General features: G+C 58.5%; 13 protein-coding genes. 3 read left to right on the top strand and 10 right to left on the bottom strand.

Features of this window, described 5'->3' with window-relative positions:
* Nucleotides 1-364: 364 nt before the first annotated feature.
* Complete coding sequence (locus GTU76_RS13665; protein WP_343057505.1) at nt 365-1,636, top strand: AAA family ATPase; 1,272 nt, start codon at nt 365-367, stop codon at nt 1,634-1,636.
* A 176-nt stretch (nt 1,637-1,812) separates the two neighbouring features.
* On the opposite strand, the gene GTU76_RS13660 is transcribed toward GTU76_RS13665, so the two are convergent.
* Nucleotides 1,813-2,376, bottom strand: a complete 564-nt coding sequence (locus GTU76_RS13660) for a DUF4174 domain-containing protein (protein WP_180698830.1) — start codon at nt 2,374-2,376, stop codon at nt 1,813-1,815.
* 207 nt (nt 2,377-2,583) lie between these two features.
* Between GTU76_RS13660 and GTU76_RS13655 the strand changes: the two genes are divergently transcribed.
* Entirely contained in the window at nt 2,584-3,048 is a 465-nt protein-coding gene (locus GTU76_RS13655; protein WP_180698829.1) for a GNAT family N-acetyltransferase, read from the top strand.
* Nucleotides 3,049-3,084: 36 nt separating this feature from the next.
* Here GTU76_RS13655 and GTU76_RS13650 read toward each other — a convergent pair whose 3' ends face one another.
* The 4 genes from GTU76_RS13650 to GTU76_RS13635 all read right to left on the bottom strand — a co-directional run bounded on the left by GTU76_RS13650 (nt 3,085) and on the right by GTU76_RS13635 (nt 6,479).
* Nucleotides 3,085-3,411, bottom strand: a complete 327-nt coding sequence (locus GTU76_RS13650) for a hypothetical protein (RefSeq protein WP_180698828.1) — start codon at nt 3,409-3,411, stop codon at nt 3,085-3,087.
* A 7-nt stretch (nt 3,412-3,418) separates the two neighbouring features.
* Complete coding sequence (locus GTU76_RS13645; protein ID WP_034154648.1) at nt 3,419-4,204, bottom strand: sulfite exporter TauE/SafE family protein; 786 nt, start codon at nt 4,202-4,204, stop codon at nt 3,419-3,421.
* Nucleotides 4,205-4,437: 233 nt separating this feature from the next.
* Entirely contained in the window at nt 4,438-5,652 is a 1,215-nt protein-coding gene (locus GTU76_RS13640) for an MFS transporter (RefSeq protein WP_180698827.1), read from the bottom strand.
* A 77-nt stretch (nt 5,653-5,729) separates the two neighbouring features.
* Nucleotides 5,730-6,479, bottom strand: a complete 750-nt coding sequence (locus GTU76_RS13635; RefSeq protein ID WP_180698826.1) for a hypothetical protein — start codon at nt 6,477-6,479, stop codon at nt 5,730-5,732.
* 343 nt (nt 6,480-6,822) lie between these two features.
* Here GTU76_RS13635 and GTU76_RS13630 point away from each other — a divergent pair, with 343 nt between their 5' ends.
* The gene (locus GTU76_RS13630; protein WP_180698825.1) at nt 6,823-7,971 is read left to right on the top strand and encodes an aldose epimerase family protein; all 1,149 of its coding nucleotides are present in this window, start codon (nt 6,823-6,825) and stop codon (nt 7,969-7,971) included.
* A 110-nt stretch (nt 7,972-8,081) separates the two neighbouring features.
* Here GTU76_RS13630 and GTU76_RS13625 read toward each other — a convergent pair whose 3' ends face one another.
* The 5 genes from GTU76_RS13625 to GTU76_RS13605 form a co-directional block, all read right to left on the bottom strand.
* Nucleotides 8,082-8,477 carry a hypothetical protein gene (locus tag GTU76_RS13625; protein ID WP_180698824.1) on the bottom strand — a complete coding sequence of 132 codons (396 nt, stop codon included), beginning with the start codon at nt 8,475-8,477 and terminating at the stop codon, nt 8,082-8,084.
* 80 nt (nt 8,478-8,557) lie between these two features.
* Nucleotides 8,558-8,821 carry a PAAR domain-containing protein gene (locus GTU76_RS13620; protein WP_007918680.1) on the bottom strand — a complete coding sequence of 88 codons (264 nt, stop codon included), beginning with the start codon at nt 8,819-8,821 and terminating at the stop codon, nt 8,558-8,560.
* Nucleotides 8,822-9,019: 198 nt separating this feature from the next.
* On the bottom strand, nt 9,020-9,337 hold the full coding sequence (locus GTU76_RS13615) for a hypothetical protein (protein WP_016984665.1): 318 nt from the start codon (nt 9,335-9,337) through the stop codon (nt 9,020-9,022).
* On the bottom strand, nt 9,334-13,989 hold the full coding sequence (locus GTU76_RS13610; protein WP_246376039.1) for an RHS repeat-associated core domain-containing protein: 4,656 nt from the start codon (nt 13,987-13,989) through the stop codon (nt 9,334-9,336). The genes GTU76_RS13615 and GTU76_RS13610 overlap by 4 nt, the downstream gene beginning before the upstream one ends.
* Nucleotides 13,986-15,630 (bottom strand): DUF2345 domain-containing protein (locus GTU76_RS13605; RefSeq protein ID WP_180698823.1); only part of this gene is annotated, 1,645 nt, incomplete at its 5' end. The genes GTU76_RS13605 and GTU76_RS13610, both read right to left, overlap by 4 nt.

Genomic DNA, 15,630 nt, shown 5'->3' with positions numbered 1-15,630 from the left:
AGGGTTTGGCGTTGGTTTTTTCATGTATGAAGTACCGTAGTGAATTGTAGGAAAAACTACCTTTCTCACTTCCACATGAGGGTGGCAGCTGTACGCAGGTGTGGAAGACCAGGCCAATCCACCAAAACCCGGCGCACTCGAAAGTGCCCCTGCGCACAGCCGCCAAAAACGCGGCGATGTTGACATAAATAACGTCGACATGCGCTTTTGAGACATTGATGGATGTAACCGACAACCGGACTTCCACGTCCGGCCACTGTGTTTTGCAGCGGCCAAAGAAGACTATCCCTACACCGCAAAGCCCACCAGTTCACCACCGCCGCCGCGACTTGCAGGAAAAATCCGCAGGCCCTGAAGGAGCTTTGTGTCAGACATTTCCGCCGGCATATGCTGCAACGACTTTGGATTAGCGAATGAATTTGTTGTATCTACACTGCATCGAGTCAATCTTTGGACGAGGATGGCGTCGGGCAAAAAAAACAGTCATTCGAAGGGCGCAGTGATGGAAATCAAAAGTATGAAGCTTGCGGATGTCGGACACTTTGGCGACATGGATATTCAGTTTGCCCCTACCCCGACACACCGTTCGAACATCACGGTGCTGGTGGGAAACAACGGCAGCGGAAAAACCACCATTCTGAAATCCCTGAATATTTGTCTGAGCTGGCTGATCGCAAAAATTCGCTCCAATAAAGGCAATGGCAAATACCTTGTCGATGAAGATATTCGCAACGGCGCTTCAGGAGCCGTCCTCTCGATTGGCATCACCGACGTTTCACATCCGCGCGCAGCTGAGAGTGGTGCGGGTTCCGAAAACGAATTGTTCGTATGGGGCGCTGCCCGAAGTCGCCAAGAAGGTGCAGTTTCGGGCCGTGGATATTTGAACGAAGTCAGACTGCTTGCAGACCACTACCGCACTCAACTCACCGCCGACGATAGTGCCTCACTCCCGCTGATCGCTTATTACCCGGCCGAACGTTGCATTGTAGAAGTCCCGCTGAAAATCAGCGGCAAACAAGCCTTCGATCAACTCGACGGCTACGACACCAGTTTTCACGGGGGTGCCGATTTTGGCAGTTTTTTCGAATGGTTCCGCGAACGCGAAGACAGCGAAAACGAAGACGGGATTTCCGATACCGCACTGGCCGAAATGGCGGAAAAATTCGGTACTGACAGCGACGTCTGGAAAACGCTGGCCAATGTGAAAGCCTCCACTCGCGATCGCCAATTGACTGCCGTTCGTTCGGCCCTCACCGCGTTCATGCCGGATTTCACTAACCTGCGCGTGCAACGCAAACCCCATCTGCATACGGCAATCGACAAGCATGGCGCGACATTCAATGTCACTCAGCTCTCGCTTGGCGAAAAATCGATGATTGCGTTGGTGGGTGACATGGCCAGGCGTCTGGCGATGATGAATCCATCGATGGACAACCCGCTGCACGGTGGCGGTATTGTTCTGATCGACGATGTGGAATTGCGCATGGATCCGCAATGGCAGCTCGGTCTGATTGCACAGTTAAGTACGACCTTTCCCAATTGCCAGTTCGTGTTGACCACGCATTCTCCACTGGTCGTAGGTGATACCAAAGGTGTGCTGGTTTACCTGCTTGATGAGGGCGATAGCCGTGGGTAGACAGGTTGCTGTGAGGGCTTCGGTGTCCGCAAATCTGCAGGCAACGGAATAAACATTGTAGGAGTGAGCCTGCTCGCGATAGCGGTGTATCAGTCAACGCTGATGGTGACTGATACACCGCTATCGCGAGCAGGCTCACTCCTACAGGGGACGCGTTTTATTCAGTGACAGCGCGATCAATCATCCGGCATTTCCGGCGGCTTGGCCGGTTTCGCAGGCTTGGCGGGTTTAGCGTTCTTCGCGCCTTTTGCCGGTTCCGGCGTAGCAGCGACCGGTGCCTGAGCCGCAGCGGCCGCTTCCTTCTCAGCCATTGGCATGGCATCAATGGTGTCAAAGATCTTCTTCAAATCCACCGATTTCGCTTCATCCCCCGAGGCCGAAAGCTTGGTCTCGCCGTCCTTGCCCACCAGGAACACTTTCGGATACGCCCCGGCGCCCAGTTTCAGCGAGCGCAGCAGCGCCATGGTGTCTTGCTGGCCCATGTCTTTGCCGTCGAGCTGTCCGGACATGTTGAGGATGGTGTAGACCTTGATGTTGCGGTCGGTGACGCCCTTTTTGTTGGCGGGATCCTCCAGCGACTTTTTCAGGGCTACCCACACGGGGTCGACCGTGCTTTGTGCGATCACGATCAGCGGTCGGGCGCGGCCCATATCCCCGGCGATGGGCGAATCGTTGTCAGCGGCGAACAAGGGGCCGGCAATCGCCAGCAAGAGTGTCAGGGTCAATGACCTGATGAGCATGCGCATCTCCTTTTGATATCCACGCTCTAATGATTGCGCATCGTGGCGATTGTTCCGGGACAACCCGGCAAATATATCCGCCTAGTCAGAAGCTTAGGACAGGCGCGACATTGCGCAACATATCCGAGGTGATCGCAACGCGGATTTGATTACCTTTTATGACCGCATTAGGGTGGTGGTTCTGCCAATGGAATGGAGTTCAGCCACATGCACATCGATTACCTGTGCGATCACCCCGAATTGATCGAAGAACTGGCCACGCTCAACTTCAAGGAGTGGGGCGAGTTTCGTCCCGGGCAAACCGTCGAGGACCGTATCGAACACATGCGCGAATCCTGCGGCAAAGGCGCAGTGCCCAGCGTGGTGGTAGCGCTTGAGGGTTCACGTTTGCTGGGCGGCGCGCTGCTGATCGAAAGCGATCTGAAGCTGCGACCGAACCTGACGCCATGGCTGGCCGGGGTTTATGTGAAGGCTGAGGAACGCGGTCGCGGGATTGCTTCGCAACTGGTCAATCGAGTGGTTGCAGAAGCGGCGGCGCTGGGTGTGCCTGAGTTGTATCTGTACACCGACACGTCGCAGTCGCTATATGCGCGGCTGGGTTGGGAAGTGGTTGAAGAACTGGTGTACGACGGTTTGCCGGTGACGATAATGAAATACGTCATTCTGCGTTAACCCGTGGTGAGGCGGCGCGCCGCAAGCTGTGCCGCCTCAGTCTAGCGCTGAATCGAGTGTCGAAAGCAATTGCGAAGGGTCGACGGGTTGTCCACCGAGCTTGAGTTCACCGCTGTCGAGTTCAACGCTCAACCTCACCGACGCCCGATCACCCGGGTACTTGCGCAGCACCAGCGCGAGGCCATTGGCCGTCTCGTCGACGGTACCGAGCAAATCCCACAGGCTCTCGCTCAGATCCAGCAGCACTTGCTGGCGCTGCAGATCGACCGCACGCGGCGCATACAGCCAATGGCTCATGCGCATTTCACGCGGTTCGACGGTGATGGCGAGACGGCCATCGCAATGGACAGTGGTTTCACTCATGGCCAGATCAGAACGCCAGTTTGTAACCGATCAACACCAGCATCGTCGCCAGGCACGGGCGCAGCACTTCATCGGAGATGCGTCCGGTCAGGTGACTGCCGAGCCAGATGCCCGGCAACGAGCCAACCAGCAAGAAGCCCAGCACCCCCCAATCCATATTGCCCATGCTGGCGTGGCCGAGGCCTGCAACCAGGGTCAGCGGCACGGCGTGGGCGATTTCGGTGCCGACCAGACGGCGGGTCGGCAGTAGCGGATAGAGGATGAACAGCGCAACGGTGCCCAGGGCGCCCGCGCCGATCGAGGTCAGGGCGACCATGGTGCCGAGAATCAGACCGGTGATCACAGTCATCACGTTCAGGCGCGAACCGCTCGGGTTGTAGTTGCCGCCGGCGCGTTTGTGGGCGAAGTCGAGCAAGCGTTTCTTGAAGAAGATCGCCAGCGCCGTGGCGAACAGGACGAAGCCCAGCGCCTGTTTGATGATGGCGTTCATCGCGTCCGGCGCGGTGTGCAGGGTGCTGAGGAACCACAAGGTCATGGCCACCGCCGGCACACTGCCGAGGGTCAGCCAACCGGTGATGGCCCAGTCGATGTTCTTGTTTTTGCGATGGACGAGGACGCCACTGGATTTGGTAATGGCGGCGTACAACAGATCAGTGCCGACCGCCGTTGCCGGGTTGATGCCGAACCACAGCAGAATCGGCGTCATCAACGAACCACCGCCGACACCGGTCATGCCGACAATAAAACCCACCACCAGCCCGGCAATCACCAGGCCGAAATTTGCCAATTCCATTAAACCGTCCAGAAAAACGACAGGAAAAATCTGGCCCGCAGCATAGCGATTTTTCTTATAACCACATATATCGATGCGGTCTATCGTTATGCCATATCGAACTCACCACGATTATCCCCCTGTGGGAGCGAGCTTGCTCGCGAATGCGGTGGATCCTTCAACTCATCTGTCGACTGACACAACGTATTCGCGAGCAAGCTCGCTCCCACAGGGTGAAGCGGTGGTTTCCAGAGTTAATGCACTCGCCGGCCCGGTTTGAAGCTGTGGGTCTTGTTGATCCACACCGTGGCCAGCGCAATCAGCGACAAAATCAGCAACGCCCACGGAAACGACATCGCCCCTGCCCGATCCAGCAGCAACCCGCCAAACAACCCGCCCCCGGCAATCGCCACGTTCCAGGAAGTGGTGAGCATCGCCTGCACCACGTCGACGTGATCACCTGCCGAGTCCGCCGCCGAAGTCAGCAGCAACGTGGCCGAGCCGCCAAACGACAATCCCCACACTGCCATGCAGGCATAGATGATCAGAGGCGACGGCGCTGCCAACGCTAGAACCAGCGCCGTCAGCGCGAACACCGCGAGGCTGATCAACGTCAACCAGCGCAACCAGCGATCCACCAGCATGCCAATGATCCAGATCCCCACCAGCGAACACAGGCCAAACACCAGTAGCACCAGATCGACCCGGTCAGCCAGCCCAGCCTGCATCAGAAACGGTGCAATGTAGGTGTAGAGAATGTTGTGCCCGAGCATCCACGTCAGCACCACGAACAGCACCGGTCGCACGCCGGGCAGGCGCATTGATTCGAGCAACGGCAGACGCTCATCACTGGCCTGCCCCGGACGATCCGGCACCGCAATGACAATCCACGCCGCCAACACCAGGGCCAGCGCCGACATGATCCCGAACGACGCACGCCAGCCGATCAGATTGCCCAGCCACGTCCCCGCCGGTGTGCCCAGCGACAGCGCCACCGGCGTGCCGAGCATAGCAATCGCTAGCGCCCGTCCCTGCTGATGCACCGGCACGATGCCGCGCGCATACCCCGCCATGATCCCCCACGACAGCCCCGCCGCCATCCCGGCGAGGAAGCGCGAAGCCAGGGTCAAGCCGTAATGGCTGGAGAACGTGGTGACGGTGTTGAACACCAGAAACCCGCCAACCGTCATCAGCAACACCCGCCGCCGAGGCCAGCCGCGCGTGGCGACGGTCAACGGAATCGCCGCGACAATCGAACCCAGCGCATACAGCGTCACCAGTTGCCCGGCGAGCACCTCGCTGACATTGAGCCCGGCGCCGATTTGCGGCAGCAGCCCGGCGGGCAAGGTTTCGGTGAGGATGGCGATGAAGCCGGTCATGGCGAACGCCAGCAACGCGGCATAGGGCAGTTTGTCCGCACGGGCGGTGCGGTCGACGCGAGTGAAATCGGCGCTTGCGGGGTCGGTCATGACGGTTGCCGCTCCTTTTTGATCAATAGTGGCAACGGATTGTATACAAAAACAACCTTCACATTGGTGCTCTGCACTCACTGCACCGGCAAGAAATTCAGGAACAGCAAACTCTGCGCGTAGTTAAGGCCGATCCGCCGGTAACGCTCATCAAGCATCTGCGTGATCAGGTCCAGTCGCGCAACGATCTTGCCGAACTCGGTGGCGAAACTCAGGTTGCTGCCCTCCTCCGAGATCTCATTGGAAAACAGCAGCGGCTGGCCGGCGGTGTTCTGTCGCTGGGACAAAATCCACGTGGCTTTTTCGATATTGCGGGCAGCGTTGTGAACGAACGTCGGGTTGATCGCGTCGGTCATGTAGAACTCGGTGCGATTGCCGTGGGCGGTGACCAGCATGCTGCCGATCGCATAGATGAACGCGCCGACGCGGTCACCGAGAAACTCCGGGCTCATCGCATAGCTCAGCGCTGCGAGATCCTTGCGCCCGCCAAGCACCGGCAGCGGCTGTTGCTGCTCGATGGCTTGGCGCACCTGTTTCACGGCCGCATGGATGTTGAGAAAGCCTGACTTGCGCAGTTCTTCCGGGTTGCGCAAGTACAGTTTGCCCTGCAAGCGATAGAGGCTGTTGAGGTTGTCGCGCATCGCCAGTGTGGCCATGCGGTCGACGCTGGTCTGCAGGAACTCCTGCGGCTTCCCTTCACGCATCTGGTTGAAGAAGCCGTTGCCGTCCTGGTGACTGCAACCGCTGAACAGCAGCGACGACAGACAGGCCAGCAACAGGCACGGGCGGCGGAAAAAAGCAGCGATCGGGGCAAAAACTCTCGGCATGAAATCTCGAACGGGCACATTCCTGTGCGGCGGGAGTCACCGCATCCTGGCCATGGATAGAGCCGCCGATTGCGAAAAAGTGCAGTGGTGCGCACGACCAGCCGACCTTCGGCAATGCCTGCCCAACCAATTAGTCTGTCTTTATTGTTGAAATAAACGATTAATCAACTATAAATCTTCACTGCACATACAAATAGCATGACTAGTTATTCTGTAGGAGCTGCCGCAGGCTGCGATCTTTTGACTTTGTTTTTAGAGCCAAGATCAAAAGATCGCAGCCTTCGGCAGCTCCTACACAGCGTCAGCAGCAATTTGAAAACAACAACAAAAAGGAAGGTCAACCATGCTTCAATCCCGTCACCTGCTCTCCGGCCTCGGACTGTCCCTGATGATCGCCACCCTCTCCGCCAACGCAGCCGGCCTCAGCGCCGAACACAAAGCTTTCGGCAAAACCAATGACGGCACGCCCGTCGAGCAATACATCCTGCGCAACAGCCACGGCATGCAAGCGACCGTCATCACCTACGGTGCGACCCTGCAATCGCTGAAAGTGGCGGACAAGCACGGCAAGTTCGACGACGTCGTGCTCGGCTTCGACGATGTGCAGGGTTATCAGAAAGGCACCGCCTACTTCGGCGCGACCATCGGCCGTTTCGGCAATCGCCTCGCCGAAGGTGCGTTCGAACTCGACGGCAAGCGCTATCAAGTGCCGCAGAACGACAAGACCAACGCGCTGCACGGCGGCACGCTGGGCTTCGACAAGAAAGTCTGGAAAGCCCAGGAAACCAAGGACAAGGATTCGGTCGGCGTGACCCTGACCTATTTGTCGGCGGACGGCGAAATGGGCTTCCCCGGCAACCTCACCACCGAAGTGACCTATCGCCTCACCGACAACAACGAGTTGCGCATCGACTACAAGGCCAGCACCGACAAACCGACCGTGCTCAACCTGACCAACCACAGCTACTTCAACCTCGCCGGCGCCGGCAATGGCGACATCCTCAAACAGGTCGCCACCCTGCACGCCAGCCATTACACCCCGGTCACCGCCAAACTGATCCCGACCGGCGAACTGGCACCCGTGGCCGGCACGCCGATGGACTTCAGCAAACCAACCGCGATCGGCACGCACATCAAGGCGGATCATCCGCAGTTGAAATTTGCCGAGCCGAAACAGGGTGGCTTCGACTTCAACTGGGCGCTGGATACCAAGGGTGATATCGGCAAAGTTGCGACTGAGGTGAGTGACCCGCAGTCCGGTCGCGTCCTGCAGTTGTTCACCACGGAACCGGGTGTGCAGTTCTATACCAGCAACTTCCTCGACGGTAAGGTCAAGGGCAAGGGTGGCAAGGTGTATCCGCACTGGGGCGCGTTTACCCTGGAGACTCAGCATTATCCGGATTCACCGAATCAGCCGGACTTCCCGAGCACTCGGCTTGATCCGGGGCAGACTTACAGCCACAGCGTGGTGTTGAAGTTCTCCGCAAAATAACCTCCAACGCTGATCGTTCCCACGCTCCGCGTCCCTTCGCGAACTGGAACGCGGAGCGTCCCTTGAGGCATTCCGTTGTTGCGCGTGGGAACGATCAATCACCAAGGAGATTACAGACCCACACGCTCCAATCCCTGGCGCATGCCTTGATCCGCCTGCTCGCACCACTGCTTCAGCGTCAGACTCGGCGGCAGATTGGCCTCCAGGTTTTTGTATTGACCATCGTCCAATACTTCACCCTTGCGACCATGGGCCTCGTTCTTATCGCCGTCGCTCTTGTCCATCTGCCCTGGAATACCGGCAACAAACGCCACCATTTTATTGGCGTTCGTAGCGCTTTCAGCTTTCAGGAAACCTTTGTCAACGCAATGGTTAATCAGACCGGACATGTTGCGCCCAGTGTCGTACATCCCTTTCAACGTAGCGGCGTCCGGTCCTTCTGCGTGAGCAACATTGACGATGCCGAGCGCGGCGGTCAGTGCGAGGATCAAAGCGGTGTTCTTCATGTTTATTCCTTTAATGGATGAAGCCAGGTTGTTTACTTGCAGTATTCCTGAGGGCGAACGAAGAGCTCACCCTCGCGGATTCAACTGACCACCGCTCCTTTCGGGCCACTGGCAATCAGCGCGGCCCCGCAGGCGGTTTTCATGCCGTCCAGCGCGATGGGCGTTCCATCGACGGTGTAAGTGCTGCTGCCTTCGGCAATTGGAAAAATGCCTTTGCACAGAGGACAACTGACTTTGTGGCCAACCCCTGCGATGGGCTTGCCGTTGAGGTCAGTCTGGGAAAAGGCTTCGAGGACTTTGCCACCGTGAGTGGTGGAGTCGCCCAAGCGAATGGCGTCTTTCATGTTGTCATTCCTTCGACTACGAGGGTTGACTGCAGCCTCGATCAATTTCGCGTCTTTCGGCCACCAATGGCAGAGAGTTTTATCAGAGGCAGGTTGCGTTTAATCAACCTTCAAAAACGTGGCCTGCCCCTGATATATTTCATAAATTTTTAGAGATTAAAAAGTGGCTATTCGGCTGCAATTTGACCGAGAGTCAACCTACACGCGGAAGGCCTCATTTAAGCCAACCTCTTCATCCTCGTCCCCATCTTCAAGACACCTGAATTTTCTTCCATTGAGTGCTGTTTTAAGTAAGGCGTACAGTTCTGCTGATTGGAAATTCACTTGGAGCCACAGGGATTCATCATCCCCATAAATGAGACGAGTATCGTAAGCCCCACTGCTATTCAACGAGTGATCCTTCAAATAAAGATCACCGTCGCCCGAGCGAACACAAGCACTACTAGCTTTAACAATGTCGATGACATGCTGAGCTGTAGAGTTGTCGTCAAACACCAATTTGTATTCATAACTCATGATCCGTGTGGTCTCCCTCGGACAGCTGGTAAATCGGCAGGATTACGAATGCCAATGTGAGTTTTATTAGGATCGGTGGAAACTTTACCCTCATCATCCAGTTGATGATTGGACGGATCCTGTTTATGGATGTGTGCATTGTTGCCAGATTTGTGAGGGCAGGCATTCAAGTTTCCGTACTTGTGAACCCTGACCTCTGAACCGTCTGCATGCTTCCAGGTTTCGTTAACCCCATTGTCTTTGGTTTTCGAAAATCCAGCGCTGTTCAACGTTCTACCGGCGCGAGGAATACTCGTACCTTTCATCCGAGGTAGATCAGAAGAGGCGGAAAGGCCAAGTGGATCAATCCACTCCAGCGGGTTAGGTACGTAATGATAAAGGTTCAGTCCACCAGCCAGCCCAATCGGGTCCTGTGAAATGAAACGCCCTACCTCAGAATCGTAGTATCGGTAGCGATTGTAATGCAGCCCCGTCTCATGATCGTGATACTGCCCCTGGAACCGTATCGGGTTCATCACGCCATGCTGCTGCGCCCACTCCGAACGCTGCTCCGTCACCTGTCCCCACGCCTTGTACTGCGCGGTCCAGGCCATGTTGCCGTGCGAGTCCGTCAATTCCTGCGGCGTGCCGAGGTGATCACACTGATACCAGGCCAACGCATCAAATGGTAATGCCGTCGCCTTGTGATTCCAAACCGGGTCATCATCAAGGCTGTATTCACCACTGTAGTCCGGCAGCCCAATCAGATCGATTGGCGCATGCCGTACAGCCTGCGCAACAGGGACAAAAGTGCCCGGTTCGAAGACGTAGTGCACCGTGCGACCCGGTTCGCCATCGCTTTGTGCTGGGCTGCTTTCCCACGCGAGGTTGTCGCCGTCCCAGCCGTACAAGGTGAAGCCGCAGCCGAGTTCGCGTTGTTTGCGCGCGTGCTCGTTTCTGTTCCAGAGAGAACCGGCTTCAGGCCGCAGTTTGTAATGCGCGCGCGAGTTTTTGTGCAGGCGGCGTCCCAGTGCGTCGTAGGCGAAATCCACGCTCAGGCGCGGGTCTTCGAAATGCACCAGTCGATCAAACAGGTCCCAGCGCAGGTCGCTGCGTTGGCCGTTGTGCCAGCGCTGGATCTGGTTGCCGCGTTCGTCGTAGTCGTAGTGGGTGCCGGCGTATTCGCGCAGCAGGTTGTCGACGAGTTTGCTGCGCGGCGGGGTCAGGTCGAGCGGGCGGCGAATTTCTGTCGCTTTGTCGTCGAGCAGGTTGCCGGCCGGGTCGAAAGCGAAGGTTTCCACGCCTTGACGTGTGGTGGCGCTGAGCAGTCGGCCGACCGGATCGTAGCGATAGGCGAGTGGCCCGCGGCGGCTGTCGTTGATGTCAGTCAGTTGGCCGGCGGCGTCGTATTTGTACTCGCGTTTGAGCAGGGTGGATTTGTCGTCGCTGCGTCCCAGCAATTGTTCCTGCAAACGACCGGCCGGGTCCCAGCTTTGGGTTTGCAGCAGGTGGTTGCCTTGATGGCGGGCGACTTCGCGGTGCAGGTCGTCGCGTTCGTAGCCGATCAGTTCGTGTTCATCGAGGCGCAGGCCGAGCAAATGGCCGCTGCCGTAAGTCAACCAGCTGACGCGGTGGCCGTCGGGGCGCACGGTGGCGACTCGTTGGTTGAGCACGTCGTACTCGTGCTGCCAGATCGCGACGGTGGGTTTTTCCAGGCCGAGATAATGCTGGTGTTCGCGCAGCAGATTACCGGCCGGGTCGTGAAACCATTGCAGGCGGCTGTCGGCGTTGTCGGCCAGCACCAGGTTGCCGTTGCCATCGTAGGCAAAGGTCTCGCTTTGCGACTGGTCGCCCAAGGTTGCGCGACGTTCGGTCAAACGGCCCATCGGGTCGAAGCTCAAAGAGATGACGCGTTGGCCATTGATCGATTGCGCGAGGCGACCGGTGAGCGGGTCGTATTGATAACGTGTGCTGCGGCCGTCGAAACCGCGTTCCTCGAGCAGACGACCGACCGGGTCGTAGTGGAAGTGCGCACGTTGTTCGTTTTCGTTTTCCAGGGCCGTTAGCCGTCCGAGACGGTCCCAGCGGTAGCGCAGGGTTTGCTCGGCAGCGTCGATGCGTTCGGCGATCAAACCAGCCGCGCTATAGCTCCAGGTGGTGCAGCGATCGAGTCCATCAACGTGCGCCAACAACCGACCTTCGGCATCACGATCAAAGCGCTCTTCGGTCTTGTCCGGGTGCTTGATCAGCACCAGTTGGCCGGCCTTGTATTCGTATTCGGTGGCGTTGCCGGCAGCGTCGGTGAAGCAGATCATCTGCCCCAGTTCGTTGTACTCCCAGGCGCTGGTTTTGCCCGAGCAATCGACGTACTCGACCAGTTGCCCGGCATCGTTGTAGTCGAGGGTTTTTTCGTTGCCGTTGGCATCCTTGATCGCGGTGGGCTGGCCGGATTTGTTGTAGGCGTATTCGGTTTTGTTGCCCAGCGGATCCAGCGTTTCGACCAAGTTGCCTTGGTCGTCATAGGCGCGTTGCCACTGACCGCCCTCGGCATCGCTGATCTTGATCAGCAGATCCTGATCATCGTAGGCGTAATGCATCACCGTGTGATCGGCGCGGATGTGTTCGAGCAAGTTGCTGCGTTCATCGTAGCTGTAGCGATCGGTGCTGCCGTCGGCATTGACGCGGCGCACGATATTTTTCGCCTCGTCGCGGAAGAACCATTCCGAACGCTCATCCGCGTAGCGAATTCGGTAGGTGTAGCCAAGGATGTCGTAGTAGTGCCAGGTCTCGTTGCCGAGGGCATCGGTGACGTAGGTCAGACGAATGTTTTCGTCCCACTCCAGGCGCGTGTCGAAACTGCCGTCATCGGCCCATTCGCGGATGGCTTTGGCCTTGGCGCTCTGGCCATCCCACTGCAGATTCATACCGCGCCCGGTGCGGTCGGTGTAGCGGGTGATCAGGTGATGCTCGAACTGATACGACCAGACGGCGCCGTTCTCGTCTTGCGCCTGAATCAGGTCGCCATAGGCGTCGTACTGGTAAGCACAGAGCTGGCGCAGTGGAGCGCCGTCAACGATCTGCCAGAGGCCGATAAACCGGCCGTGATCGTCGATCATCGTGCCGAGGTGCAAGTGCACTTTGGTGAAGTCGTTTTCCTGATAAGTGATCAAGTCCGAAAGCACCGACTGCTCATCGTGACGATGCTCGTAATGCAGCATGATCCCGGCGCCGTTGCGCAGCGAGATATTGCTCAGCACAAAGCGCTGGCCACGGCGGACGTAGGTTTCCTTGCGTTCGAAACCACGGCACAGCAGCAACTGGTCTTCGCTGTTGCGGACCAGGGTGATGTCTTCGATGGCGTCGTAGTGGAACAGGCCGACTTTTGGCAACGGATAGCTGTGGTCGCGGCCGTCGGCACCGTAGAACGTCAGGCCATCATCCACGCAGTCAAAGCGCGTGGTGAATTCGCTGATCCAGCGAGCGCCGAGTTCACTCTGATCGTAGGCGTCGAGGCGTGAGTTGTAGGTGCGCGTCCATTCGATCGGGAAGGGGCCGGGCAGGCTGAAATCGGTATGGCTGAGGCTTTCAGAGCCTATGGCGAAATTGATACTGCGCCCCGTGCTGGCGCAGGCGCAGTTTTTTTTCGGCTCGGGTGCGTGAGTCGCCGAAGCCTGTTGGCCGTTAGAGGCCAACTGCCCCTCGGATGCCGTACGCTTCGCCTGACCGGTCTTGTCCGGGTGGACCGCGGCGTTCTGCCCATGGGCATTGCGCTTGCGCCACAAGGTCACGGCACTGGAGAGGATCAGCAGCAACCAGCCGATCGAGTTCTGCACCGACTCATCGTCGAGCTTGCTCAACTGCGTACGCAGCTCCGGGCCCATGGCGCGCAGTTTTTTGGTTTCGTCAGAAACGGTTTTTTTGAAGTCATCGGGGACAAGGTTTTGCGCCACGCTGTTGGCCAGGCCTTTGCCTGCCGACTTCAGGGCGCTGTTGGCAGCCCCAAAAACATTGCTGAATGACGCCAGCGGATCATTCTTGAATTGATCGGCTGCGGCGCTCGCCTGGGTGCTGGCTGCATTCAGATCACCTTTGGCATCCAGATTGCCGAACGCCACCGCTTCGATGCCTATTGCAATCTGATCAATGATTTCTTCGCCGAGCTTGCCAGCGTCCGCCAAAATGCCCGGTAACTTGCCTTTGGCTTGCTCAACAAAATCATCAAGCGTGCCGATAATCGAGGCGTTCAGGTGGCCGACCAGCACCTCGATCACGGAAGTGCTGAGCAACACCTTGCTGCTGGCCCTCATTTCCTGACGCACCAGAAACAGCGTCGGGCGCAGGGTCATCCGCGCCGCGGCCATCGACGGCGGCAACGGCAAGACGCCGATCAGGTTGATGCCAAGACTGGCCCAAGCGAGCAAGTCACGTTGCTTGGCGTTCGACAGGGTGACGATGTCACCCAGCGCATCGACTAGCGCCATGATGTTGCCCACCACCGGCAGGAAGCCGGCGTAGTTCTTGATTCGATCAAGCGTGACCACGCCATCCGTAGCCGATTGCAGCCAAGCATCGAAGGTTGCCGCACTGCTGGCGACGTCCTGAATGTCGATGGCGTTCAGTGGAACGATGGCAACCTGAGGTTCACGTTTTACAGCAGCTACTTCATTAGTCATGACAGCATCTCACCCGCCAACAGGCCCGGGGTTTTCAAGGAAGGTTTTGGCAGACTCGGTGCAGGCAGGCTCGGCAAGTTGCCCGCCTTGCTCGCCGCCCCAAGAACCCCCGACGCACTTGGCAACACTGCACTCGCCAGCTTCGGCAACCCCGCCACCCCGCCCTGCACCACACCTTTCACTTGCTGCGCCGTTTGCATCGCACCTTGCGCCGTCTGCATCGCACTCATCCCTGTTTGCGCCATGTCCTTGCCCTTCTCCAACATGTCCCAACTCTTGCTCGGCAACACCTGCGCGACCATCGCCTGCACTTGGCTCGGCACCTCTTCAGGCCCCGGCGGGTTCAACGGCCATTCCGGTTTGCCGATGTAACTGCCATCGCTCCACGTATCCGCCGGATCCTTGCCGAACAGCACACGCGCCGGCCCCGGTGCAGCGCCGGCGACACTGGCGAAACCCTTGCCGTCTAGCTTGCCTTTGATGCTTTTGCCCAGCGCATCGATGACTTCGTAATCGCCCTCTTTGATGCCCTGACGCCCAGCGTACTGGTTGAACAATTCCAGATTGCCCTTGCCCGGTTTCGGCGGTTCCGGGAACACCCCGGCGAGACTTTTCGCGCCGGTGTAGGCGAAGTTCGCTGCGTGCGCGGTGTAGGGGCCGCTGGTGGCGTGGGTGATGCCGCCGGCGTTGTAAGTGGTGGCGCTGCCGCCGCCCTGGATCACCAGTTCGGTTTTCGCGGTGATGGTGATGCGGTCGGCGTTGGCGGTGATGTTGAGTTTGGCCAGCAGGTTGATGCTGTCCTTCAGCGCGCGCACGTCGATGTCGCCGGACGCGGCGACCAGACGCCAGCCCATGCTTTGCACGAACAGGCGCATGCCACGGCTGGCACTGGCGAGCAGGCGTTTGCCGATCGACAGGCTGGTGTGGCCGGTACTGCTCAGCGCCAGGTGTTCGCCGGTAGCGATGTGGCTGGAACGCGGCGTGGTCAGCGCAATGCCGGCGGGACTGGCGAGGACCAGATGCGGTTCGGTGAACTCGGGGAATTCGTTGGCGGTGAGGTTTGCCGGGCCACTGCCGAGCACGCCTTGATGCTGGGCGTGCAACGCTTTGGCGACGTCGTCCTGATCGCCCGCCTCCTGGGCCTGCAACTCTTTGGCCTGCACCGCAAAACCGTCCTGCTGATCGCTGGCCGTCGCGAGGCGCTCGGCGGTTTCCGGCAGATCCTTGTGGTGCTTGGATTCGTTCGGACGCGGCTCGGTGGTGATCAACAGACCCGCACCCGCACGCACCGCACCGTGGCGGTCGGTTCTTAGTTCGAAACCTTCGCCGCGCGGCTGGCCACCGCTCGGGCGCGGATGGGTCAGGTAACCGAGGTTGATCGCACTCGCACCGTGATCACTGCGCAGCGCGATGCTGATCTCGCTGGTGGTGTCGTCGATGCGCAGTTCGTTGGCGCGGCTGCCCTTGTATTCCTTGCTCTTGACCGTGGCCAGGGTCTTGAAGTCCGGGAGTTTGTACGGCGGCAAATTCGCGCCGTGGTACAGGCAACCCGTGATCAGCGGCTGATCGGGATCGCCTTCAAGGAAGGTGATCAGCACCTCCATGCCGACCCGCGGAATGTTGATCGAGCCAAAGGTTTCC

This window comes from Pseudomonas crudilactis, assembly GCF_013433315.1.
In the GTDB taxonomy this organism is placed as follows: domain Bacteria; phylum Pseudomonadota; class Gammaproteobacteria; order Pseudomonadales; family Pseudomonadaceae; genus Aquipseudomonas; species Aquipseudomonas crudilactis.
The sequence above is the reverse complement of the archived record's forward strand: the minus strand, read 5'-3'. Positions and strand labels throughout refer to the sequence as shown.

Coding starts and splice junctions, on each gene's coding strand:
- GTU76_RS13660 (WP_180698830.1), bottom strand. CDS start 2,376: ATGCTCATCAGGTCATTGACCCTGACACTCTTGCTGGCGATTGCCGGC.
- GTU76_RS13655 (WP_180698829.1), top strand. CDS start 2,584: ATGCACATCGATTACCTGTGCGATCACCCCGAATTGATCGAAGAACTG.
- GTU76_RS13650 (WP_180698828.1), bottom strand. CDS start 3,411: ATGAGTGAAACCACTGTCCATTGCGATGGCCGTCTCGCCATCACCGTC.
- GTU76_RS13645 (WP_034154648.1), bottom strand. CDS start 4,204: ATGGAATTGGCAAATTTCGGCCTGGTGATTGCCGGGCTGGTGGTGGGT.
- GTU76_RS13640 (WP_180698827.1), bottom strand. CDS start 5,652: ATGACCGACCCCGCAAGCGCCGATTTCACTCGCGTCGACCGCACCGCC.
- GTU76_RS13635 (WP_180698826.1), bottom strand. CDS start 6,479: ATGCCGAGAGTTTTTGCCCCGATCGCTGCTTTTTTCCGCCGCCCGTGC.
- GTU76_RS13630 (WP_180698825.1), top strand. CDS start 6,823: ATGCTTCAATCCCGTCACCTGCTCTCCGGCCTCGGACTGTCCCTGATG.
- GTU76_RS13625 (WP_180698824.1), bottom strand. CDS start 8,477: ATGAAGAACACCGCTTTGATCCTCGCACTGACCGCCGCGCTCGGCATC.
- GTU76_RS13620 (WP_007918680.1), bottom strand. CDS start 8,821: ATGAAAGACGCCATTCGCTTGGGCGACTCCACCACTCACGGTGGCAAA.
- GTU76_RS13615 (WP_016984665.1), bottom strand. CDS start 9,337: ATGAGTTATGAATACAAATTGGTGTTTGACGACAACTCTACAGCTCAG.
- GTU76_RS13610 (WP_246376039.1), bottom strand. CDS start 13,989: ATGACTAATGAAGTAGCTGCTGTAAAACGTGAACCTCAGGTTGCCATC.